Origin of the sequence: Streptomyces sp. JJ66, from assembly GCF_019303495.1 — a bacterium.
In the GTDB taxonomy this organism is placed as follows: domain Bacteria; phylum Actinomycetota; class Actinomycetes; order Streptomycetales; family Streptomycetaceae; genus Streptomyces.
The window spans coordinates 40,079-61,844 of the sequence record NZ_JAEVFI010000023.1; the positions used below are offsets into that span (position 1 = coordinate 40,079).

Annotated in this window: 21 protein-coding genes and 1 pseudogene; 13 read left to right on the top strand and 9 right to left on the bottom strand. The window is 74.7% G+C overall.

The annotated features are described in order from the left end of the window. Positions 1-121: 121 nt before the first annotated feature. From JJV70_RS16810 to JJV70_RS16820, 3 genes are all read right to left on the bottom strand, one after another. On the bottom strand, positions 122-808 hold the full coding sequence (locus JJV70_RS16810) for a hypothetical protein (RefSeq protein ID WP_219048811.1): 687 nt from the start codon (positions 806-808) through the stop codon (positions 122-124). Between the two features lie 270 nt (positions 809-1,078). Next, complete coding sequence (locus JJV70_RS16815) at positions 1,079-1,534, bottom strand: NUDIX hydrolase (protein WP_308294855.1); 456 nt, start codon at positions 1,532-1,534, stop codon at positions 1,079-1,081. A gap of 97 nt (positions 1,535-1,631) precedes the next feature. Next, positions 1,632-3,782: an aminotransferase class I/II-fold pyridoxal phosphate-dependent enzyme gene (locus JJV70_RS16820; RefSeq protein WP_219048812.1), complete on the bottom strand. Its 2,151-nt coding sequence runs from the start codon at positions 3,780-3,782 to the stop codon at positions 1,632-1,634. Positions 3,783-3,986: 204 nt separating this feature from the next. Here JJV70_RS16820 and JJV70_RS22870 point away from each other — a divergent pair. From JJV70_RS22870 to JJV70_RS16830, 3 genes and pseudogenes are all read left to right on the top strand, one after another. After that, a pseudogene (locus tag JJV70_RS22870) lies at positions 3,987-4,193 on the top strand (helix-turn-helix domain-containing protein); the annotation flags it as partial. Between the two features lie 237 nt (positions 4,194-4,430). Further along, a complete protein-coding gene (locus JJV70_RS16825) occupies positions 4,431-5,369 on the top strand; it encodes an XRE family transcriptional regulator (RefSeq protein ID WP_308294862.1) in 939 nt (312 codons plus the stop codon). Positions 5,370-5,541: 172 nt separating this feature from the next. Beyond that, on the top strand, positions 5,542-6,243 hold the full coding sequence (locus tag JJV70_RS16830; RefSeq protein ID WP_219048814.1) for a copper homeostasis protein CutC: 702 nt from the start codon (positions 5,542-5,544) through the stop codon (positions 6,241-6,243). A gap of 58 nt (positions 6,244-6,301) precedes the next feature. On the opposite strand, the gene JJV70_RS16835 is transcribed toward JJV70_RS16830, so the two are convergent. Then, complete coding sequence (locus tag JJV70_RS16835; protein WP_257574080.1) at positions 6,302-6,532, bottom strand: hypothetical protein; 231 nt, start codon at positions 6,530-6,532, stop codon at positions 6,302-6,304. 339 nt (positions 6,533-6,871) lie between these two features. Here JJV70_RS16835 and JJV70_RS16840 point away from each other — a divergent pair, with 339 nt between their 5' ends. Continuing rightward, positions 6,872-8,935, top strand: coding sequence for an AAA family ATPase (locus JJV70_RS16840; RefSeq protein WP_308294856.1), 2,064 nt, complete (start codon positions 6,872-6,874; stop codon positions 8,933-8,935). Positions 8,936-9,001: 66 nt separating this feature from the next. Here the strand turns inward: JJV70_RS16840 and JJV70_RS16845 are convergent, their stop codons facing one another. The 3 genes from JJV70_RS16845 to JJV70_RS16855 are packed head-to-tail and all read right to left on the bottom strand — an operon-like array spanning position 9,002 to position 11,241. Next, entirely contained in the window at positions 9,002-9,277 is a 276-nt protein-coding gene (locus JJV70_RS16845; protein WP_219048816.1) for a type II toxin-antitoxin system RelE/ParE family toxin, read from the bottom strand. Then, the gene (locus JJV70_RS16850; protein ID WP_219048817.1) at positions 9,274-9,552 is read right to left on the bottom strand and encodes a type II toxin-antitoxin system Phd/YefM family antitoxin; all 279 of its coding nucleotides are present in this window, start codon (positions 9,550-9,552) and stop codon (positions 9,274-9,276) included. Before JJV70_RS16850 ends, JJV70_RS16845 begins: the two co-directional genes overlap by 4 nt. A gap of 45 nt (positions 9,553-9,597) precedes the next feature. Beyond that, the gene (locus JJV70_RS16855; RefSeq protein ID WP_219048818.1) at positions 9,598-11,241 is read right to left on the bottom strand and encodes a DNA repair helicase XPB; all 1,644 of its coding nucleotides are present in this window, start codon (positions 11,239-11,241) and stop codon (positions 9,598-9,600) included. A gap of 161 nt (positions 11,242-11,402) precedes the next feature. Between JJV70_RS16855 and JJV70_RS16860 the strand changes: the two genes are divergently transcribed. The 6 genes from JJV70_RS16860 (at position 11,403) to JJV70_RS16885 (ending at position 16,445) form a co-directional block, all read left to right on the top strand. Next, entirely contained in the window at positions 11,403-11,591 is a 189-nt protein-coding gene (locus JJV70_RS16860; RefSeq protein ID WP_219048819.1) for a hypothetical protein, read from the top strand. 10 nt (positions 11,592-11,601) lie between these two features. After that, on the top strand, positions 11,602-12,384 hold the full coding sequence (locus JJV70_RS16865) for a hypothetical protein (protein ID WP_219048820.1): 783 nt from the start codon (positions 11,602-11,604) through the stop codon (positions 12,382-12,384). After that, the gene (locus tag JJV70_RS16870; RefSeq protein WP_219048821.1) at positions 12,381-13,394 is read left to right on the top strand and encodes a hypothetical protein; all 1,014 of its coding nucleotides are present in this window, start codon (positions 12,381-12,383) and stop codon (positions 13,392-13,394) included. The genes JJV70_RS16865 and JJV70_RS16870 overlap by 4 nt, the downstream gene beginning before the upstream one ends. After that, the gene (locus JJV70_RS16875) at positions 13,391-14,311 is read left to right on the top strand and encodes a hypothetical protein (RefSeq protein ID WP_219048822.1); all 921 of its coding nucleotides are present in this window, start codon (positions 13,391-13,393) and stop codon (positions 14,309-14,311) included. The genes JJV70_RS16870 and JJV70_RS16875 overlap by 4 nt, the downstream gene beginning before the upstream one ends. Positions 14,312-14,328: 17 nt before the next feature. Next, entirely contained in the window at positions 14,329-15,378 is a 1,050-nt protein-coding gene (locus JJV70_RS16880; RefSeq protein WP_308294857.1) for a serine hydrolase domain-containing protein, read from the top strand. Positions 15,379-15,644: 266 nt separating this feature from the next. After that, positions 15,645-16,445 carry a hypothetical protein gene (locus JJV70_RS16885; protein ID WP_219048824.1) on the top strand — a complete coding sequence of 267 codons (801 nt, stop codon included), beginning with the start codon at positions 15,645-15,647 and terminating at the stop codon, positions 16,443-16,445. Between the two features lie 37 nt (positions 16,446-16,482). Here the strand turns inward: JJV70_RS16885 and JJV70_RS16890 are convergent, their stop codons facing one another. After that, positions 16,483-17,526: a hypothetical protein gene (locus JJV70_RS16890; RefSeq protein ID WP_219048825.1), complete on the bottom strand. Its 1,044-nt coding sequence runs from the start codon at positions 17,524-17,526 to the stop codon at positions 16,483-16,485. Positions 17,527-17,571: 45 nt separating this feature from the next. Between JJV70_RS16890 and JJV70_RS16895 the strand changes: the two genes are divergently transcribed. Both JJV70_RS16895 and JJV70_RS16900 read left to right on the top strand, forming a co-directional pair. Continuing rightward, positions 17,572-20,085, top strand: a complete 2,514-nt coding sequence (locus JJV70_RS16895; RefSeq protein WP_219048826.1) for a helicase C-terminal domain-containing protein — start codon at positions 17,572-17,574, stop codon at positions 20,083-20,085. A gap of 94 nt (positions 20,086-20,179) precedes the next feature. Beyond that, on the top strand, positions 20,180-20,845 hold the full coding sequence (locus JJV70_RS16900) for an HAD hydrolase-like protein (protein ID WP_219048848.1): 666 nt from the start codon (positions 20,180-20,182) through the stop codon (positions 20,843-20,845). Here JJV70_RS16900 and JJV70_RS16905 read toward each other — a convergent pair. Beyond that, positions 20,794-21,150 (bottom strand): hypothetical protein, encoded by a 357-nt coding sequence (locus tag JJV70_RS16905; protein WP_308294858.1) that lies wholly within the window; start codon positions 21,148-21,150, stop codon positions 20,794-20,796. The two genes, JJV70_RS16900 and JJV70_RS16905, sit on opposite strands and share 52 nt — an antisense overlap. Before the next feature lie 196 nt (positions 21,151-21,346). On the opposite strand from JJV70_RS16905, the gene JJV70_RS16910 reads away from it, so the two are divergent. Further along, positions 21,347-21,730 (top strand): cold-shock protein, encoded by a 384-nt coding sequence (locus tag JJV70_RS16910; RefSeq protein ID WP_219048827.1) that lies wholly within the window; start codon positions 21,347-21,349, stop codon positions 21,728-21,730. Positions 21,731-21,766: the final 36 nt, after the last annotated feature.

Sequence of the window (21,766 nt, forward strand, 5' to 3'; positions counted from 1 at the left end):
TGGGGGGCCGGCCCACCGTGGCCGAAACACCCCTCCGGCGCGACTCCCGCCCCTTCTCTCCCGAACTGGGGGAGGCAGGCGCCGCCGCGCGTACGTCGCTGATCGGTGGCGTCGGCAGGCGTCAGGCGGGGTGGCCCAGCAGGCGGAGTTCGGTGGTGAGGTTGTGGCGGGCCGGGGCTTCCCAGTGGGTGGTGCCGTGGGGGGTGCGGAAGAGGCGGGGGAGGGCGAGGAGGTGGCGCAGGACGTCGGCGCGGCCTGCGGCGAAGGTGGCGTCGGGGACGAAGGCGTACTCGGCGCGGACGGCGGCGGCGTAGGCCGCGTAGGCGTCCGGGGAGCCCGCCAGCACCGCGAGGTCGGCGTCGCACAGCACCTCGCCGTTGGTGTCGCCCCGGGCCGGGTCGTGGGTGACGGTGAGGCGGACGAGGCGGGAGACCTCCGCCGTGCGGTCCGCGCGCACGCCCGCTTCGGGCAGGGCGCGCTCGGCCAGTGCGGCGCTGCGTTCCTCGTTCTCGCTGCGGTCCGGGCGGTAGACGGCGTCGTGGAACCAGGCGGCGAGGCGCACGGCGTCGGGGTCGGTGGCGTGACCGGCGAGTTCGTCCACGCGGTCGAGGACGGCGGCGAGGTGCTCGGTGGTGTGGTAGCGGCGCTGCGGTTCGGCCCAGCGGGCCAGCAGGTCGCGGCCGTAGGGCTCGGGGTCAGGGGCGGGGCTGGGACCGGGACCGGGGCTGGGCGTGGCGTCGCGGGCGCGGGTGAGCAGGGCGTGCCAGCGGGCGAGGAGCGCGGGGTCGGGGCAGGGGGTGGCGGCCATGGGGCCATTGTGGACGCGGGCTTGGGGGGGGCGGGGCCGGGGTGCCCCACCCCACCCCGGCCAGGAGCATTACGATGATCGCTGTCTGAACCAGGCCCGGCAGCTCCGCGAAGCCGCGCACCAGCTACGCCACGGCCTCACGGTCGGCACCAATGCCCCGGACACGGTGGCCGCCGCTGAGAAGACGCAGGTTGGGGCCGGTGACGGCGATGTCCGGTACGGTGCTGCCCGGGCCGGCCTCCTCCTTCAGCCTCCTTCAGCGTGCAGGCGTCAATGCGTGTCGCGCCAGCTCGCGAGGACGGACCGCACGGCGCTGGAGACCTGCTGCTGTCCCGCAAGGTCGGCCCATAGGTGTGCGTCGTGTTCGGTGACCTTGACCGTGTCGTTCTCGTGCGTCGTTGCCATGAAGTTGAACTGGCGGGTCTGATTGCCGTTCCTGGAGAGATAGTCGAAGTGTCCGAGGTAGGCGCCGATTGTGGCCACCGTAAGTCCGGTCTCCTCGGTGACTTCCCGGCGCAGGGCCTCGGTCAGGCTCTCGCCTGCTTCGACGCCACCGGAAGGGAGTTCCCACAGTCCGCCGAGGTAGTCGTCGGCGCTGCGGTGCAGCAGCAGGACCCTGCCTTTGGCGTTGGGGATGACGGCGCCGACGACGTGCTTGGTGATGCCGTGGATGTCGGCGGCGTGAATGAGGCCGCCCATGAGGTCGGCGTCAACGGGTGTGTTCACTTCAACAGGTCCTTGTGGTGTTCGGTGACTTTGATGATGGCCGTGGTGTACGCCTCGGCGAGGGGGAGGTTGTGGCCGCGGTGCCAGACCGGAAGTTTCACCGTGCTGTCGTGCACGCGTCGGGCGGTGGCGAAGTTTTCGGCGGCGGGGCTCGGTGGTCAGCGTAGCCAGGGAGGAGGGCTCCGGGCGCGCGGAACAGCTGGTGGTCGCTGAGGGGGCGGGTGGAGCCGGGCAGCTCGATCTCGCTGGCGCCCTCGGCGTGGACGGCCTCGATGAACCGTTCGACGGGCAGTCCGGCGAGCCGTGGCGGGTCATAGCGTAGCGGCAGCGCGTACCAGGCCGGACCGGCGTGGGACGCCGGGTGCGGTACGTCGATACCCGGCACGCCGCGCAGAGCCCGCCGCATCCGGGTGGCAACGGCTTCTCGTCCGGCCAGATAGCCCTTCAGACGCGGAAGCTGGGCGTGCGCCAGCGCGGCCGCTAGCGGGTGGATACGCAGCTTGAGGCCCATGCCGGTCACGGCGTACGGGGCCAGGGCGTGGTCGGTGGGGATCTCGCGGCGGCACCGCTTGTTGTACTGGCCGTGCAGTAGTACGCGGTAGTACAGCTCGGTGTCGTCGGTGGCGACGAATCCGCCCTCCCCGGCGGACAGCGGCTTGGGTCCGTTCATGCTGAAGGCCGCGGCGCGGCCGAAGGACCCGACCGGCTGTCCGCGCCAGGTGGCGCCGTGGGCGTGGGAGCCGTCCTCTAGCAGCATCAGGCCGTGTCGGGCGCTGAAGTTGGTCAGGGCCTCCATGCTCTCGGGGAGGCCCCATAGGTGGACAGCGACGATGGCCTTGGTGCGTGCGGTGATGCGGCGAGCGGCATCGTCGAGGGCGAGCTGGCCGTGCTCGTCTACCTCGGCGAGGACGGGTCGGGCGCCGAGGTGGAAGAGCGGGGTGGCGGTGGCATGGAACGTCAGCGTCGGCACGATCACCTCGTCACCGGGGCCGACGCCGACTGCGGCGTACATCGAGTGCAGGGCAGCGGTGCCCGTGCACGTCGTGACGACGTGTCGGACGCCGAGGAAGGACGCCAGCGCGTCTTCCAGCTCAGCGACGACGCCGGAGCGGTCGGGGATGGATACCGCGGAGTTCAGCTGGCCAGTGACCGCCGCGACGTCGTTGGCCTCGATCGGGGGCCAGCAGAAATGGGGGCCAGGGGTGTCGATGACGGGCGGGCCGCCGAAGAGGGCAAGGGGCGAGGTGGTCACAGCAGGTACTCCTTCGGGTCGGTCGGCGTGCGGGAAGCCTTGGAGGTGTACGCGGCGGCGAGGAACGCGGCGTGCGCCACGTGGGTGCCGGGGCCGGAGGGGTTGGGCCGCTGGCCGTCGAGTACGCGGCAGGCAGTCGATCTGCGCGGTCGCGGCGGAGGGCCAGGCCGGTTCACGGGTCAGGGACTCGATCAGCTGCCCGTCGGGGGCGAGGCGCCGCACCCGTCCCCGCTCGATCACGACTGCGCCGCGGGGGCCGGTGATCGTCAGCTGTTCGGTCTTCGGCCCTGCGGAGCGGGAGATGAGCAGGGAGCCGTACAGGCCGCGGTCGTAGACGAGGTGGACGAGCGCGGTGTCCTCGGCGTCGTAGTCCGCGTCGGGCTGGGCGGCGGTGGAGGTGCCAGCCAGGACTCGGTCGGACAGGCCGACATACCAGATGAGCAGGTCGATCAGGTGATAGCCCATGTCCATCAAGGCGCCACCACCGGCCAGGGATGCATCGCCGCGCCAGCCGGCGGCCGGGTCGGAGCAGTGGAAGGTGTAGCGGCCCTCGATCAGGTACGGCTGTCCGACCTGTTCCAGCAGCTGCACCGCGGCGGTGTAAACCGGGTGGAAGCGGCGCTGCACCGTGACCATCAGCTCGATGCCTGCCTTGTCGCACAGCGCCACCAGCGCGGCGGCCTCGGCCGGGCCAGTGGCGAACGGCTTCTCCTTCATCACGTGCACCCCGCCCGCCGCGCAGGCCGCGATGACTTCACGTCCGGCGTGGTGGGGTACCGCGACGATGGCGAAGTCCGGGCGCACCTCATCCAGCAGGGTGCGGGTGTCGGTGAAGCCGGGTACGTCGTGCTGCCGGGCCAGGGCGGCGACCTTGTCGGCGTCCGTGTCGCAGACCGCGACAAGGTGGGCGAACTGGGAGTCGGCCAGGCCCGGCAGGTGGTCCTGAAGGGCCTGGTGGCCGAGCCCGATGACGGCTGCCTTCTTGCGTACGCTCATCGCGTTCACGCTCCTTGGTGAAAGCCCGTCGGCCCGCCCGCTGCGGGCCTCGGCATGCTCTAGGACACAGGTCCGGGTCAGGCTGCGGCAGGGGCGCTGCCGTGGTCTGCAACACCGCTTGCATGTGGTGCAAAACCGCTGCTGCCACTCACCGGACCGGTCTACGGTTGATGGGGGCTACCTCGGCTATCGATGGGGGCGTGGATGCACGTCAGCACAGCGCAAGGTCGAGCAGAACCGGCAGGGAAACCGGGCGAGTTGATTCGCAGAAGGCGCCAGGCCCGAGGCTGGACACTCGCTGACCTCGGTGACCGAACCGGCTACTCCGCCTCCCAGGTCTCCCGGTACGAGCGAGGCGTCTCGCCACTGTCCGACGTCGATGTCCTCAGACGCTTCGCTGAGGTGCTCGACATTCCGCCGAAGGTGTTCGGACTCGTAGCGTCTTCGCCCCCTGCGCCTACCCGACACGGATTCCCGATGGCTCCAGCCCTCGCGTACCCGCGCGTTCCCGGGCCTAGGGTGGAGCGAACCTCGGCGGAGGAAGGCGAAGATCCAGTGCGGCGACGGAAGTTCCTTGCTCTCTCGGCTGCGACAACCGCCGGTGTCTCGCTCCCCGCGAGGGGAACCTCCACGGGCCAGGACGTACCGGTGGGACAACTGCTCCTCGGCCGCCTGCGGGACGCGATGCTCGGCATCGGCCAGGACCACGATTTTCCGGGGGCCGAGCACTTGCCCGCCGAACTTGCCCGCGCGCATGCCGACTTCCACACCTGCCACTACGCTGACCTTGCCCTCCGGCTGCCCCGCCTGATCCGTGCCGGACACGCGCTTGGGACCGACACCGAGGGCCGTCATCTCGACTTGCTCGGACAGAGCTACCTGCTGGCGACCCGCATGTTCGTCAAGCTCGACGAACAGCAGCTCGGCTGGATGGCAGCCGACCGTGCACGCCAGGTGGCCGAAGCCGCTGGGCAACCCCTCACGGTGGCCGAAGCCGCCCGGAGCCTGGCTGTGCTCGCGCGGCGTGCCGGTTGGGAAGAGCAGGCGCTGTCGATCGCACTCAACGCCGCCGAGCACCCAGCCCTTCGCGCATCCCGCAGCGGTGGCGCCGAACGCGGCCTGCTGATCCAGTCAGCCGCCTACAGCGCCGCCAGGGGCGGCGACCGACAGGGAATGCGGGGGCTGACGGAGGAGGCTGCCGCCATTGCCACCAGCCTGGGCGGCACCACTGTCCTGCGGGACCACGGTGGAGGCTTCAGCCCCGCCACAGTCCAGCTTCACCGCATCTCCGCGGAGTTCTCCACGGGCGACCCGGTGGCTGCCCTGACCGCCGCCCGTGCACTGCCCCCGCAGAGCCTGCCCAGTGTGGAGCGCCGAGCACGCTACTACACAGACGTAGCAGCCGCTCTGGCCCAGCGCGGACGCCGCGACGAATGCCTACGCGCGCTACTTGCCGCCGAACACCAAGCACCCCAGGAGACTCACTCCCGCCCTGCGGTGCGATCGCTTATCTCCGGGCTGCTGCTGTCCGGCCGCACCACGCCGGAGCTCCGCGCCCTCGCCGCGCGCGCCCATGCTCTCCTGTAGCCGCACAGTCCCTCCACACGGTCCCGCGCCTTCGGCACGGCGCCTGGGTCACGCGTACGGGGCCAGGTGCTACGCAGCGCGTTCCCGCTGGGTAGTGAAGGAGGCCGGATGACCAGGGTCGGCAGGTTCGTGGGGATGGCCAGCCATGAGCGGGTGTGGCACGCTAAGCTATATGTCTAGACCAATGCTTGAGGTGATCGCGCTCGACGCGGACGACGCACGGGCGGCGCAGGCGGGCGGGGCCGATCGCCTCGAACTGGTCACCGACATGGCGGCGGACGGCCTCACCCCGACGGTGGCCACCTTCCGCGCGGTGCGTGCCGCCGTGCACCTGCCGGTGCGGGTGATGCTGCGGAACTCCGACGGCTTCGCGGCCGGTGACGCCGGCGCCCGGGCCGCGCTGTGCGCCCGGACGCGGGAGCTGCGGGCGGCGGGCGCCACGGAGTTCGTGTTCGGCTTCCTCGACGCGAGCGGCGGCCCCGACCTGCCCGCTCTGCGCGCGGTGCTGGAGGAGCTGGACGGGTGCCCGTGGACGTTTCACCGGGCACTGGACCACGCCACGGACCGCGCGGCCCTGCGCAAGGGCATCGCGGAGCTGCCGGGGCTGGACACGGTGCTGACGGCGGGCGCGGCGGAAGGAGTGGGCGCGGGCCTGGGCGTGCTGCGCGCGGAGGTCGCCCGGGCGGCGTCCGGCGACGTGGGCTACGAGCCGCGCATCCTGGTCGGCGGCGGCCTCCACCTGGGCCACGTGCCGGTCCTGCGGGAGGCGGGCGCCGACGCCTTCCACATCGGCGGCGCGGCCCGCCCCGGCGGCTGGACGGCACGGGTGTCGGCGGACGCGGTCGCCCGCTGGCGCGCCAGCCTGGACGCGTAGGGCCGCTGCGACGGACCGTACGCCGTGCGGCCCCGGGCCAGCCGGTACCGGTACGGCGTCAGCGTTCGCGGCGCTCGGGGGCGGGCTTCTCGGAGGTGTCGCCGAGCACGGCCACGTCGAAGGCCGCCTCGGCGTAGACGCGGACGGCGCGCAGCGCGTTGCCGAGGCGGTGCCGGGGGTGGGCGTGGCCCGGGCTGACGGCGGTGGCGCCCGAGGTGTGGCCCGCGCCGGGCGGCGACCGGTCGCCACCCGACCCGCCCGGTGTGGGGGTGACGGGTGCGGTATCCATACCTCCAGCATGCGAGCCGCACGCGCCGCGCGCATGGGCCGAAGGACCCATTCTCGGCTGGCGCCGGTACGCCGCCGGGGGTATACGGCGTCGGGCGACAGGGCGTGGGGCCGTCTGCGCCTGGTTCGCGCGGACGAGTGTCACTGTCGCGGCAAGAAAATCCGGTCGCCCGGGGTGGGAGGTGGGGGTACACTCACGCGTCTTGCCGCCTCCCGGGCGTCCGCTCAGGGGAGGATTCCGGCCGGTCGGAACCGGTCGTCGTTTCCGCGCCGCGCCCGCCGTGCACCCACCGTGCGCGCGGCGCCCCGCAGCCGCAGACCGCATCCGAAAGGCCCCGCCGTGCCCGCCCCTGCCCACGGCCCGCTCGACCGCGAGCGGGCTCACCTTGCCGCGTCCCGTGCCGCGCTCCGCGCGATGCGCGCGGAGGTCGCCGCCCTCGACCTCACCGACGTCGCCGCCAACTGGGTCAACGCCGCCGTGCTCCAGGCCGAGGTGGACGCGCGCATCGCCGCGCTCGCCGACCTCGCCGACACGCCGCTGTTCTTCGGCCGCCTCGACTACCGCGAGGACACCGGCGGCCACACCGGCCAGACCGCCGATCACGCCGGGCAGCGTTACTACATCGGCCGGCGGCACGTGCACGACGCCGCCGGGGAGCCGATGGTGATCGACTGGCGCGCGCCCGTCTCGCAGCCGTTCTACCGCGCCTCCCGCCGCGACCCGCAGGGCGTGGACCTGCGCCGCCGCTTCGGCTACACCGGCGGCGAGCTGACCGCGTACGAGGACGAGCGTCTGTCCGGGGCGGCACCGGACACCACCGAGGGTGCCGCAGGCAGCGCGCTGCTCCAGCGCGAGATCGAGCGCCCGCGCGTGGGTCCGATGCGCGACATCGTCGCCACCATCCAGCCCGAGCAGGACGCGATCGTCCGCACCGGCGTCGAGGGCACGGTGTGTGTGCAGGGCGCGCCCGGCACCGGCAAGACGGCGGTCGGCCTGCACCGCGTCGCCTACCTGCTGTACGCGCACCGGCAGCGGCTCGCGCGCACCGGCACGCTGGTGCTCGGGCCGAACGCCTCCTTCCTGCGCTACATCGAACAAGTGCTGCCCGCGCTGGGCGAGTTGCGGGTCAGGCAGTCCACGGTGGACGCGCTCACCGCGCACGTCCCGGTGCGCGGCGGTGACGACGCCCGGGCCGCGACGGTCAAGGGTGACGCCCGCATGGCCGAGGTGCTGCGGCGCGCCCTGCGCTCCCACGTGAGGCCGCCGGCCGAACCCTGCGTCGTGGTGCGCGGCTCCCGGCGCTGGCGCGTCCCCGCCTACGAACTGGCAGAGATAGTAGAGGAGTTGCTGGGACGCGACATCCGGTACGGCGCCGCCCGCGAGGCGCTGCCGCAGCGGATCGCGCACGCGGTGCTGGTGCGGATGGAGCAGTCCGGGGAGGCGCCCGACGACCGGGTACAGGACACCGTCGCCCGCAGCACCGCCGTCAAGGCCACGGTGAAAGCGTGCTGGCCGCCTGTTGACCCGGCCAGGCTCGTGCTGCGCCTGCTCTCCGACGCCGACTTCCTCGCCACCCACGCCGAGGGGCTGCTGAGCGCCGAGGAGCAGAAGGCCGTGCTGTGGGCGAAACCCGCGCGCGGCGTGCGGACGGCACCGTGGACGGTGGCCGACACGGTGCTGGTGGACGAGGCCATGGACCTGGTCGCGCGCACGCCCTCGCTCGGCCACGTCGTGCTGGACGAGGCGCAGGACCTCTCCCCGATGCAGTACCGCGCCGTCGGCCGCCGCTGCACCACCGGCTCCGCCACCGTGCTCGGCGACCTCGCGCAGGGCACCACACCGTGGGCCACCGCGAGCTGGAGCGAGGCGCTGCGCCACCTGGGCAAGCCGGACGCGGCGGTGGAGGAGCTGACGCGCGGGTTCCGGGTGCCGCGCGAGGTCATCGCCTACGCCTCGCGCCTCCTGCCCGCCATCGCGCCCACGCTGGCCCCCGCCACGTCCGTGCGCACCTCACCGGGCGACTTCGCCGTGCTCCGGGTGCCCGAGCTGGCGGCCGGGGTGCTGGACGCCTGCCGGGCCGCGCTCGGCCGGGAGGGCTCCGTCGGTCTCATCGCCGCCGACGCCCGCCTGCCGGAGCTGACGGCGGCCCTCGCCCGCGCCGGGCTGCCGTACCTGGCCCCGGGCGATGAAACCACCGCCGAGGCCCGCCTCACCCTCGTCCCCGCCTCGCTCGCCAAGGGCCTGGAGTACGACTCGGTGGTGCTGGACGAGCCCGCCGCGATCGTGGACGGCGAACCCGACGAACGCACCGGCCTGCGCCGCCTGTACGTCTGCCTCACTCGCGCGGTGTCCGCCCTCACCATCGTCCACACCGCCCCGCTGCCGGGTGAGCTGTCGGCGTAGCGGCGCTGCGGACTGGACGGCGGTGCCGCAGCGTGGCGCCGTCCAGCCGTTGAGCTACGGCAGAAGCTAGTCGGTCAGATTGCGGTACACGTCGCGCCGGTTTCCCACGGCGACGACGATGATGACGAGTTCGCCGTTGTCGATCGTGTAGACCACTCGGTGTCTGCCCACGCGGAGGCGGTAAGTGTGGTCTCGCCCCGCCAGCTTGGTCACGCTCGCATCGGAACGATAGGGGTCATCCCCGAGGGGCGTGAGCGCATGCAGGATGCGCATGGCGACATCACTGTCCAGCGCTCGCAGCTGCCTGCGAGCGGCAGTGGTGAAGCGGAACGCGTACTTCACGCGGCGTGTCCGTGCGTTGGCTCGTCGAAGATATCGGCCAACACCTCCGCCATGCTATGGGTTGGCTGACCCCTCTCCTCCTCCAGGATCTTGTCGGCTTCCCGAGCCAGCAGCTCGTCAGCCGCGTTTTCCAGTGCGTTGTAGTCGTCCATGGACACGACTGCCGCAACTGGTTCACCGCCGCGGGTGATGACTGTCGGCTCTCCGGCCGCGGCGGCATCCAGAATGTCCGCCAGACGCGCTCGGGCCTCACGAACGGAAACGTTGGGATCCATGACGTTAGTGTACACGTGAACGTGTACACGCACACTGGCGTGGCGTTACGTGGCCTCTTCGGGGAGGTCGGTGGCGTCGATGATGCGGTACGCGTAGCCCTGTTCGGCCAGGAAGCGCTGACGGTGGGCGGCGAAGTCCTGGTCCACGGTGTCGCGGGCGACGACGGAGTAGAAGCGGGCCTCGTGGCCGTCGGCTTTGGGGCGCAGGACGCGGCCGAGCCGCTGGGCCTCCTCCTGGCGCGAGCCGAACGTGCCGGACACCTGGATGGCGACGGTCGCCTCGGGCAGGTCGATGGAGAAGTTGGCGACCTTGGAGACGACCAGCACCGACAGCTCCCCGGCGCGGAAGGCGTCGAACAGCTTCTCGCGCTGGGCGTTGGACGTCTCGCCCTTGATGACGGGTGCGCCGAGGCGTTCGCCGAGCTCGTCGAGCTGGTCGATGTACTGGCCGATGACGAGGGTCTGGTCGCCCCGGTGGCGGCGGACCAGGGATTCGGCCACGGCCAGCTTCGAGGGGGTGGTGGCGCAGAAGCGGTACTTCTCCTCCGTCTCGGCCGTCGCGTACGCCAGCCGCTCGGACTCACCGAGGGTGACGCGGACCTCGACGCAGTCCGCCGGGGCGATGTAGCCCTGCGCCTCGATCTCCTTCCACGGGGCGTCGAACCGCTTGGGGCCGATGAGGGAGAAGACGTCGGACTCGCGGCCGTCCTCGCGCACCAGCGTCGCCGTCAGACCCAGGCGGCGGCGGGCCTGGAGGTCGGCGGTGAACTTGAAGACGGGCGCGGGCAGCAGGTGCACCTCGTCGTAGACGATCAGGCCCCAGTCCCGGGAGTCGAACAGCTCCAGGTGCGGGTAGATGCCCTTCCGCTTAGTCGTCAGCACCTGGTAGGTGGCGATGGTGACGGGGCGGATCTCCTTCTTCGTGCCGCTGTACTCGCCGATCTCGTCCTCGGTCAGCGAGGTGCGGCGCACCAGCTCGTGCTTCCACTGCCGCGCGGAGACGGTGTTGGTGACCAGGATCAGCGTCGTCGCCCTGGCCTCGGCCATCGCGCCCGCGCCGACCAGCGTCTTGCCCGCACCGCAGGGCAGGACGACGACGCCGGAGCCGCCGTGCCAGAAGCCGTCCACGGCCTGGCGCTGGTAGGGGCGCAGCGCCCAGCCGTCCTCGCGCAGGTCGATGGGGTGGGCCTCCCCGTCGATGTACCCGGCGAGGTCTTCGGCGGGCCAGCCCAGCTTGAGCAGCGCCTGTTTGATCTGCCCGCGCTCGGAGGGGTGGACGGCGACGGTGTCGGCGTCGATCCGGGCACCGACCAGGGGCGTGATCCGCTTGGAGCGCAGCACCTCTTCCAGCACCGGGCGGTCGGTGGTCTGGAGTACCAGGCCGTGCGCGGGGTGCTTGCTGAGGGTGAGGCGGCCGTAGCGGTCCATGGTGTCCGCGACATCGACCAGCAGCGAGTGCGGCACGGGGTAGCGCGAGTAGGTGACCAGCGCGTCCACGACCTGCTCGGCGTCGTGCCCGGCGGCCCGCGCGTTCCACAGGCCGAGGGGAGTGACCCGGTAGGTGTGGATGTGCTCGGGTGCCCGCTCCAGCTCCGCGAACGGGGCGATGGCACGACGGCACGCCTCAGCCCGCTCGTGGTCCACTTCGAGCAGGAGCGTCTTGTCGCTCTGGACGATCAGGCAGGACAAACGGGCCTCCACGCATCCGGTACGGCGGACGCCTGACGCGCGCCCGCCGCGCTCCATGGTCCCGCATCCCGCCCCCGGGTTGCGAATGTGTCATATACACCTTTAATGGGAGAGAAGGTTCTTATGGGACATAAGTGAAGTACAGGGAAGAGGTTGATCCTATGCTCCCGCTCAACGAACCGACCGCCACCCCGGCGACGCGTGAGGCGCTGACCCAGGACGTGGACGCGCTGCTGAACCCGGCCGAGGCCGAGGGCGTCTACCGCGACTCCAGCGAGTGCGCGGCCCTGCTGCTCCTCGCCGGCGCGGTCCTGCTCGCACCCCCGCCGCCGCGGCCGAAGAAGGGGTGACCCCAGGCTCGTGAACGAAGCCACCGGGGCCGCCTCCGGCCTGCCGGACGCGGTCCAGAACGTCGCTTCAGCCGTTGCCTCCGCCCTCGCGGGTGGGGGCAACCGCTCGTCCACGCCGGGCGCCGGAGCCGCTCCGGCCGGCGGGCCGTCCACGCCGGGTGCGGGTGCCGCTCCGGTCGGCCCCGCCGCCGTGCCCGGCTCGCTGGCCGCCGCCACCGGGCGGGCGCCGGACGATCCGGTGCTCGTCGCCTGCGTCCGCGTGCTCGGGGCCGACGCCCTCGCGCCCGCCCTGCTGCACGGCACCCCGCCCGACCCGGACGACGTCGCCCTCGCCGCCGCCGCCCGCGACGCCTACCCGCCCGGCGCCGACGCCACCGCCGCCACCGCCTGGAGCCACTGGGGCCTGGATGCCGCCCTGCGCGCCCTCACCGGCGACGGTGTGCCCGCCACCGCGCCCGACGCCGAGTGGACCGCCGGGGAGCCGTGGCCCCGGCTGGCGTTCCGCATGTCCCAGCTCGCCTCGCTCGCGCTGCCCGGCGTGGACTCCGCGCTGGCCACCGCCGCCGCCAAGCGCCCCGTCGATCTGGGCCGTGGTTTCGTGCGCGCCGTGCGCCGCCGCGACTGGGCGCAGGCCGCCGGGCTCGGCCGCTGGCTCGCGCTCGTCCCCGGCGTACCACCGACGCTGGGCCTGGCCAGCGGGCTCGCCTTCGTGCACCACCTCGGCGGCATGGCGGACGCCCGGGTAGCGCTGAACGTACGCGCCGCCCAGACGCTGCTGGGGAGCGCGGGGTGAGCGAGCCGGGGCTTCCCGGGGTGGGCGCGGCGCTAAGCCCCGGCGCGAGCGAGCCGGGGAGGAACGGCGCGGGCGAGCCCCCGAGAGGTGAGCACCCCGCGAAGGGCGTGCTGCACCGCGCACTGGGCTGGCTGGCGGACCAGCGCGAGCGGTTCCGGCCACCACCGGACGCCGCCGAGCGCGCCGACCCGAACACCACCGTCAAGCCGCTCGGCGAGCTGGGCCAGCTCATGGCCGCCGTCGCGCGCCGCACCGAGCCCGCCGACCCGGCCCACGCCACCGCCCGCGCCCTGCTGGACTTCGCCTGGTCAGCCAGCGGCGACGGCGCCCTCTTCCACGCCCTGGCCCACGCCGAGCCGCACGCCACCTACCCGCTGGAGCTGTACGCCGGGTTCACCGACGCCGGGTTCCGGCACCCCGGGTTCGAGGACTTCGCGCGCGTCGCCACCGCCACCCGGGGCTGGCGCGCCGGAGAGCGCGAGCCGACCCGCACGCTCGCGGTGCTGGGCGCCGAACACCGGCTCGGCCTGCCCCCGCACCGCCCGCCCGCGTCCGTCACCGCCCAGACCTGGCTCGGCGGGCTGCCCGAACCCTGGGCGTTCGAACGCGCCGCCGGATACGCGGCGACGCACCACGTCTTCCACGTCACCGGCTGGGGTACCGACCCCGGCGCGCTGCCCGCCGACACCGCCGACTACCTCACCGCGTGGCTGCCCGCCTGGCTCGGCACCTGCCTGGAGGAGCGGCTGTGGGATCTGGCCGGGGAGCTGCTGGCCGTCTCCGCCTGCCTGCCCGAGCCGCTGCCCGCCGGGCCGGAGTGGCGCGCCTACGCCGCCGCGCAGGCGCCCGACGGGCGGTTCGTGGAGCACGGCCCGCCCCCCGCCGCACCGGCCGCCGACGCGTCCGGCTTCCGGCGCGCCTACCACCCCACGCTGGTCGCCGCGTTCGCCTCCGCGCTCGCCCTCGGCCGCGTCCCCGCACCACCCCAGACCGTGGGAGGAGCCCGGTGATCCGCACCCAACTGCTGCACGACGTCGGCGTCGGCGCCCTGGAGTGGCTGTCCGCGCACCGCGACCAGTTCCGGTTGCGCGAGCGGCCGCAGGACGCCGAGGACCGGGCCCGGCTCAAACCCGTCGGCGAGCTGGCCACCATCGGCGCCGCGCTGCTGCGCGAAGGCGTCGCGGGCAGCCGCCAGGCCGCGCTCGTCCGGCAGCTGCTCGACTTCGCCTGGCGCGAGGTGCTGGACGGCGGCACCGCGCTCGCGCGCATGCAGCGCGAGGAGCCGCTGAGCCCGATGCCGCTGGAGTTCCACACCCCGTTCCGGGAACTCGGCTACCGCAATCCCGACGTCGAACAGGCCGCCGCGCTCTCCCGCCAGCTCACCAGCTGGCAGGCGCTGGAGATGCTGCCGGTACGGCGGCTCGGACTCGCCGTCACCGAGGAACGCGCCGGGCTGCCGCCGTCCACGGACCTCGCCGAGGCCACCGCGCGCACCTGGCTCGGCCGCACCCCCGAACCCTGGACGCTCGGCTTCCACATCGGCTACGACGTCACCCACACCGTCTTCCACCTCACCCGCTGGGGCGCCCGCCCCGACGGGCTGCCCCCCGACCTGGCCGCCTACCTCGCCCAGTGGCTGCCCGCCTGGCTGGAGGACTGGGCCGACGCCGCCCACTGGGACCTCCTCGGTGAACTCCTCGCCGTGGACGCCTGCCTGCCCGAACCGGCACTCGACCCGGGCGTGTGGGAGCGCTACGCCGCCGCCCAGCACCCCAGCGGCGCCATGCCCGTCGAGGGCCGGATGCCCGCACTGGACGACCCCGCCGAGCTGTTCGACCTCGTCCACCACCCCACGCTGGTGGCCGCGTTCGCCTCCACCATGGCCACCTCCCGCGCCCTGTCCGGGCTGGCGGCGGGTACTCGGTGACGGCCTGGGCGAGGCGCGTGCGGGAAGCGGCGCGCGAGGTGGCCGGACCGGACGTCGTCATCGCCTTCAGCCGGGAGGGCCAGCGGCTGATCGCGACCGGCGGCACCGCCCCCGAGCCCCCCGAGGGCCGCACCCACCAGCGCTACGAGATCGGCTCCGCGTCCAAGACGTTCACCGTGCTGCTGCTCGCCGCACTGGCGCACACCGGCCGCGTCAGCCCGCACGACCCGGTGCGCGCCCACCTGCCCCCCGGCGTACGGCCGGACGCGGGGCGCGCAGGGCCGCGCGACCCGCTGCGCGCGCGCCGGCCACCCCACACGCTGCCCCACCGGTCCCACCCCGGCGCCGCCACCCTCGCCCACCTCGCCACCCACACCTCCGGCCTGCCCCGGCTGCCCCACGACCCCGCCTACTGGAGGCAGGCCCTTCCCGCCTGGCACACCAACCCCTACGCCCACTACGACACCGGCGCCCTGCTCGCCGCGTTCGCCCGGCACCGGCCCCGGCACCGGCCCGGCACGCGCTGGCGCTACTCCAACTTCGGCGGCGCCCTGCTCGGCCAGACCCTCGCCCACACGTGCCGGACCACCTACGCCGACCTGCTCACCGACCGCGTCCTCACCCCGCTCGCCCTGTGCGACACCGGGCTCCATCCCGGCGTGCCCGGGCGCGACGCCACCGGCCACCGCCGCGACGGCACGCCCCTGCCCCCGCTGCGCATGACCGGGTTCGCGCCCGCCGGAGCCGTCCGCGCCACCCCGGGCGACCTCCTCACCTACCTGGAAGCCCACCTCACGCCCGCGCGCACCCCACTGGGCGGTGCGCTGCACACCGTGCGGACCCCGGTGCTCGTACGCGGGGTGCGGCACCGGCAGGCGCACACCCTGACCTGGTTCCACGACGGTGACGGTGCGGACCCCGTGTACTTCCACCCCGGGGCGACGCCGGGCCAGGAGGCGTTCCTCGGCTTCCGCCCCGCCACCGGTACCGCCGTCGCCGCCCTCACCACCCGCGCCTGGACCCGCTCCAGCACGCTGGGCTCCGTCGCCCGGGGGCTGCTGGAGTAGGGCCGGACACACGCTGGGCCCCGCGCGCCGCCGCGGCCCCGGCGGCCGTGCGACGGGCCTGGGCGCGGGGCTCGGCTGCTCGGGGTGGGCCGGTGGAGTGCGGGAGGCGCCGGTGGGGGATGATGTGGGGGCACCCGCTCGCTTGCTGTGGACTGAAGACGACGTGGCGGGTCCGCGGTAGCGGGGGCCTTTCCGGGGGGACGTGTTCACCGGGACGAGCGGGAGAGGCCGCGCTGCCACCGGGCCCGCTCCCGAGGTGACGCCCGATGAACCAGCCACCCGGCCAGCCGCCGCAGCCCCCGCAGGGCCCGTACCAGCCGCCGGTGCCGCCCGGTGGGCCGCAGTACGGATACCCGGCGCAGCCGCAGGGCGAGCCCCACCCGTACGCCGCACCGCAGCCGTACGGGCAGCCGAACCCGTACGCCTCCGGCCCGTACGGCGGTTTCCCGCCACCCCCCGGCCCGCCGCCCAGCGGCTGGTCGAAGGGCAAACTGGCGGCGATCATCGGTGGTTCGGCGGGCGCCGTGCTGCTGATCGGCGGCGGCATCTTCTTCGCCGTCTCCAGCGGGGACGGCGACGATGACCGCGCGGACGTGGCCGAGGCCAGCTCCAGCCCCGAGCCGAGCGAGTCCGGGGACACCGACGCCCCGACGTCCGAGCCGACCGGCTCCGCTCCCGGCATCGACGACGACCTCGACTACGGCGGCGACCGGACCGACGAGCCCGACCGCTCCGGCCCCGACCCCGGCCCGGCCCCGGCCGACGACGTGTGGGTCGGCACCTGGAAGTCGGACGAGCCGCAGTCCCTGACCATCGGCGAGGAGTTCAGGACCGGAGAGCAGGCCGGCAAGAACACCTTGTTCTACCTCGACTTCGGGGACAAGGGCATGTGCACCGGCCTCGGCTACGCCAAGGACGCGTCCTACCGCATGGCCTTCTCCTGCGGCCTGGACGAGGACGAGGAGGTGTTCACCGCGACGGCGGAGAAGTCCGGCGACGGCGAGTCCCTCACCCTCACCTGGGACAAGTCCGGTGATTCCGAGGAACTGGCCTGGGCGGGCGACTGACCACCCGGCTGCCGCCCGCCGCTCAGCCGCCCGCCGCTCAGCCGCCCGCCGGGCGGCGGGCCCGCCACAGGAGGAACGCGCCGGAGGCGACGGCCGCCGCGCGGACCGCCCACGGGTAGGTGCCGTCCAGCACCTCGCGCAGCCCGCCGGACGCGATCGGCTCCCCCCAGCGGCCCCCCGCGCGCCCCCACAGCCACACCAGCACCGCCCCGCCCACCAGGCCCGGCATGCCCAGGACGGCCCACTTGCGCTCGGTCACCGGCAGCCGGGGCGACCACCACGCCAGCAGCCAGCCGACAGCGAGCGCGGGCAGCGAGCCGAGCACGGCCCCGGCCAGCAGGGCAAGCGCCGCCACCAGCTCCACGGGGCCACCGGCCCGGGCGACGCCGGACGCCGTTCCCGCGCTGGTGGCGGCCCCGGCCAGCAGCCCGCGCCGCCACCGCGCGAACCGCCCGGCCGGTGCGGCGGCGGCCGCACCGGCCGCCTCCACCGCCGGAGCCGACGGCTCCGCCGCCCCGTGCGCCCCCTGCTCCGGGCCGCCGCGCGCCACCTGCTCGGGGACCAGCGTCGGCGTTTCCCCGTCCCCGGTGGGCGGCACCAGCATCTCCGGGATCTCGATGCCGCCGACGAAGCCCTCGACGTGGCCTCCGCTGGCCTGGACCGTCGGGGACGGGCCATCGCCCTCCCACCAGCGCGGATCGGCGGCCTCGGGCGGCAGCTCGTCCAGGCCCACCAAGTGCGGCGGGGTCGGCCCGGGCGGGGTGGGCGGGGCAGGCGGGGGCGCTGGCCGCCGCCCCCGCACGCCCCGGCCGGACGCGGACGGCTCCGCGGGCCGGGGCTGGGGCACGCCGCCCCCGGTGTCCGCCGCCGCGACGACGTCCTCGGGCCGCCCGAAGCGGTTCAGGACGCGCCGCACCTCGGCGGCCGACTCCGCGCTGCCCTCCGCCCGCAGCCGTTCGATCCCGGCACGCAACTCCCCGACGAGACGGGCCCGTTCGGCGGCCGTCAGCGTCGTGCGGTGCGCCAGGTCACCGACCCGGCTCAGATAGTCGAAGACGAGTTTCTCGCTCTCGTTCCCCACGCGAAAGACCGTACCCCGCCGCGCGCCCCCGGTACCGTTGACCGGATGACCCGTGAGAATGGTGCCCCCCGCACCCTGGCCGACGAGCTGCGCGGCAGGCCCGACGACGCGCTCGGCGCGCTGCTGCGGGCCCGCCCGGACCTGCTCACGCCCGTCCCCGGCGACCTCACCCAGCTCGCCACCCGCGCCGCGACCCGCGCCTCCGCCGCCCGCGCCGTCGAGCGTCTGGACCGCTTCACCCTCCAGACCGCGCAGGCCCTGGCCATCGCCCCCGACCCGTGCCCCCGCGCCGAGCTGGCCGCCCTGCTGCCCGGCGGCGAGGAGGCGCTGCCCGGCGCGCTGGCCGCCCTGCGCGAGCGGGCCCTGGTGTGGGGCCCGGACGAGCAGTTGCGCCTGGTGCGCACCGTGCGCGAGCTGCTGACGCCCTCGGCGTCCGCCCCGTCGCCCACCGGGCTCGGGCCGACGCTCGCGGAGGCGGCGTCCGGCATGTCCCCGGGCCGCCTCCAGGAGCTGCTGGCCACCGCCGGGCTGCCCCCCACGCACGACCCGGTCAGCGCCCTGTCCGAGCTCACCGGCCTGTTCACCGACGCCGAGCGGCTGTCCGCGCTGCTCGCGCAGGCCCCGGACGCCGCCCGCGAGGTGCTGGCCAAACTGACCTGGGGGCCGCCCTACGGCACCCTCGGCGGCACGGGCACGGGCACGGGCACGGGCACCGGCTCGGGCACCGGCTCGGGCACGGTGAACGGCGGCGGCACCGGCTCGGCGAGCGGCGGCGCCCCGGCCGCACCCCCGGTGCGCTGGCTGCTGGACCGTGGCCTGCTGCTGCCCTCGGGCGGGCGCACCGTCGTCCTGCCCCGCGAGGTGGCGCTGCACCTGCGCGGCGGCCGGGCCCACCGCGAGCTGGAACCCGCCCCGCCACCCGTCACCCCGCGTCGCGAGCACGACCCGGGCACCGTGGACGCGACGGCGGCCGGGCAGGTGCTGACCGCGCTCGGCACCGTCACCGAACTGCTGGACGCCTGGGGCGCGGCGCCGCCACCCGTACTGCGCGCGGGCGGGCTGGGCGTGCGCGACCTCAAGCGCACCGCCGTCAGCCTGGACCTGCCCGAACCCGTCGCCGCGTTCTGGATCGAGCTGGCCTACGCCGCGGGCCTGGTCGCCTCCGACGGCGAGACCGACGAGCGGTACGCGCCCACCCCACAGGCCGACGCCTGGCTGGAGCTGTCGCCGCAGCAGCGCTGGGCGGCGCTCATCGCCGCCTGGCTGCCCGCCACCCGCGTCCCCGGGCTCGCCGGAACCCGCGACGGCAAGGGCCGCGCGCTCGCCGCGCTCGGCCCGGGCCTGGACCGCACCGCCGCGCCCGTGCTGCGCCACCGCGTGCTGGAGCTGCTGGCCGCGCTGCCGGAAGGCGGCGTCCCCGACCCGGCGGACGTGCTCGCCCGGCTGCGCTGGGAACGCCCCCTGCGCAGCGCCGACGAGCTGCGCGCCACCCTGTGCGCGGCCACGCTCACCGAGGCCGAACTGCTGGGCGTCACCGGACGCGGCGCGCTGGCCAGCTACCTGCGCCCGGCGCTGACGGCGCGCACCTCGGCACAGACGGCCACCGCGCTCGGGCACGCGGCGGCCCAGCTCGCGCCGCTGCTGCCCGAACCGCTGGACCACGTGCTGCTCCAGGCCGACCTCACCGCCGTCGCCCCCGGCCCGCTGCAACGGCCACTGGCCGACACCCTGGGCGTGCTCGCCGACGTCGAGTCCAAGGGCGGCGCGACGGTCTACCGGTTCACACCCGGCTCGGTGCGCCGCGCGCTGGACGCCGGGCGCGGCGCCGCCGACCTGCACGCCTTCCTCGCCGCCCACTCCCGCACCCCGGTGCCGCAACCGCTGACGTACCTGATCGACGACGTCGCCCGGCGGCACGGCACGCTGCGGGTGGGCGCGGCGTCGGCCTACCTGCGCTGCGACGACGACGCCCTGCTCGCCGAGATCCTGGCCGACAAGCGCTCGGCGCCCCTGCGGCTGCGCCTGCTCGCGCCCACTGTGCTCGCGTCCCCGGCCGACCCCGCCGAGCTGCTGGCCCGGCTGCGCGACATGGGGTACGCCCCGGCCGCCGAGTCCGCCGACGGAGACGTGCTCATCGCCCGCGCCGACGCCCACCGCACCCCGCCGCGCACCGCGCCCGAACCCGTCCCGGAGGGGCCGCCGCGTCCTGATGACACGCTGCTGGCCGCCGCCGTCCGGGCCATCCGCGCCGGTGACCTGGCCGCCACCGCGCCCCACCGCCCCGCGCGCCCCGCCGCCGCGCCGCCCGGCGAGCTGCCGCGCACCACGTCGGCGGACACCCTGGCCACCATGCAGTCGGCGGTGCTCACCGGCACGCCGGTGTGGATGGGGTACGTCAACGCCGACGGCGCCGCCAGCCAGCGCGTCATCGCCCCGGTACGCGTCGAGGGCGGCTTCGTCACCGCCTACGACCACACCGCCGACGAGGTGCGCACCTTCGCCCTGCACCGGGTGACCGGCGCCGCCGAGCTGGCGGAGCCGTCGCCGGGGGAGGCGTAGCGAACCCCCCCGGGGGCGCGGGGAACCCGGTGCAGGGTAGGGGCCGCCGCGTACCCGGGGAGGAGCCGGAGCCCGCGTACCGGTGGCTGCGACAATGGCCCGCATGCCCGCCATACCCGAGCTCACCGTCGGCTTCGACCTCGACATGACGCTCATCGACTCCCGCCCCGGAATCGCCGCCACCTACGACGCGCTCGCCGCCGAGACCGGCGTGTTCATCGACAGCGCCCTGGCCGTCACCCGGCTGGGCCCGCCGCTGGAACAGGAGCTGGCGTACTGGTTCACCGAGGCGGAGCTGCCCGCCGTGGCCGACCGGTACCGGGAGCTGTACGTCGAGCACGCGATCACGCCGACGCTGGCGATGCCCGGGGCGCACGCGGCCCTGGACGCGGTGCGCGCGGCGGGCGGGCGCTCGCTCGTCGTCACCGCCAAGCACGAGGGCAACGCCCGGCTGCACCTGGAGCACCTGGGGCTGGAGCCGGACGTGCTGCACGGCTGGCTGTGGGCGGAGGCCAAGGGCGAGGCGCTGCGCGAGCACACCGCGCACGTCTACGTCGGCGACCACACCGGGGACGTGCGCGGCGCCCGCGCGGCCGGTGCGCTCGCGGTCGCCGTCGCCACAGGCCCGTGTGCGCCGGACGAGCTGCACGCGGAGGGCGCCGACGTCGTGCTGGACGACCTCACCCGGTTCACCGAGTGGCTGGCTGGTTACTCACCGGCCCGCGCCGCGGGGGACGCCGCCGGGGGCGCCGCTGCCTGAGCCCGCGCCGCGCGCCGCTGGGCCCGCACCGAGCGCCAGAACCCGGCCCCGGCGAGCGCGAAGCCAGCGCCCATGAGCATGGACAGCACATAGGCGTAGGCCGGGAACGGGTCGGTGCCGAGGAAGAACGGCACGAACGTGATCGCCGTCGCCAGCGCGCCGACGGCGAAGACGACGCCGCCGACGCGGACCAGCGCGTCCCCGGGCTGACGGTCGTTGCCGGCACCGTCGCCGGAGGAGGCGCCGGTGCCGGTGACGGCAGCGGAGGCAGCAGGGGCGGAACGGGGTGCAGGTGTAGTGGCCACCCGTCCAGGGTAGGACGCGGGAGAATCGGCACGGCGGCGGCTGTCGCTTACTGTCCGCTGGCATCTTGTCACCGGGCGGGGGGAGATTAATCTTGGGTACGGCGGGCTCGCGGGCCCGCCGGAGTGCTGTTTCGAGAGCCGGACGCCGCCTGCCGCGCCCCGGCTGCCCACCCCAGGACGAGGACGAGGACGACACGTGCCTACCGGCAAGGTCAAGTGGTTCAACAGCGAAAAGGGCTTCGGCTTCCTGTCCCGCGACGACGGCGGCGACGTCTTCGTGCACTCCTCGGTGCTGCCCAGCGGCGTCACGGTGCTGAAGCCGGGCCAGCGGGTGGAGTTCGGCGTGGTGGCGGGCCAGCGCGGGGACCAGGCGCTGTCGCTGACGCTGCTGGACCCGGCGCCGTCGGTGGCCGCCGCCCAGCGCCGCAAGCCGGACGAGCTGGCGTCCATCGTGCAGGACCTCACGACGCTGCTCGACGGCGTCTCCCAGCAGCTGGAGCGCGGCCGGTACCCGGACAAGGCGCACGGCCACAAGATCGCGGGCATGCTCCGCGCGGTCGCCGACCAGCTGGACGTCTGACCACCCGGACCGACGCACAAGTTCCCTGGCCCGGGC

Bases quoted from the DNA above. Each gene is read 5' to 3' on its own strand.
- JJV70_RS16810 (WP_219048811.1), bottom strand. From the start codon at position 808: ATGGCCGCCACCCCCTGCCCCGACCCCGCGCTCCTCGCCCGCTGGCAC.
- JJV70_RS16820 (WP_219048812.1), bottom strand. From the start codon at position 3,782: ATGAGCGTACGCAAGAAGGCAGCCGTCATCGGGCTCGGCCACCAGGCC.
- JJV70_RS16830 (WP_219048814.1), top strand. From the start codon at position 5,542: ATGTCTAGACCAATGCTTGAGGTGATCGCGCTCGACGCGGACGACGCA.
- JJV70_RS16835 (WP_257574080.1), bottom strand. From the start codon at position 6,532: ATGGATACCGCACCCGTCACCCCCACACCGGGCGGGTCGGGTGGCGAC.
- JJV70_RS16850 (WP_219048817.1), bottom strand. From the start codon at position 9,552: ATGGATCCCAACGTTTCCGTTCGTGAGGCCCGAGCGCGTCTGGCGGAC.
- JJV70_RS16860 (WP_219048819.1), top strand. From the start codon at position 11,403: ATGCTCCCGCTCAACGAACCGACCGCCACCCCGGCGACGCGTGAGGCG.
- JJV70_RS16885 (WP_219048824.1), top strand. From the start codon at position 15,645: ATGAACCAGCCACCCGGCCAGCCGCCGCAGCCCCCGCAGGGCCCGTAC.
- JJV70_RS16895 (WP_219048826.1), top strand. From the start codon at position 17,572: ATGACCCGTGAGAATGGTGCCCCCCGCACCCTGGCCGACGAGCTGCGC.
- JJV70_RS16900 (WP_219048848.1), top strand. From the start codon at position 20,180: ATGGCCCGCATGCCCGCCATACCCGAGCTCACCGTCGGCTTCGACCTC.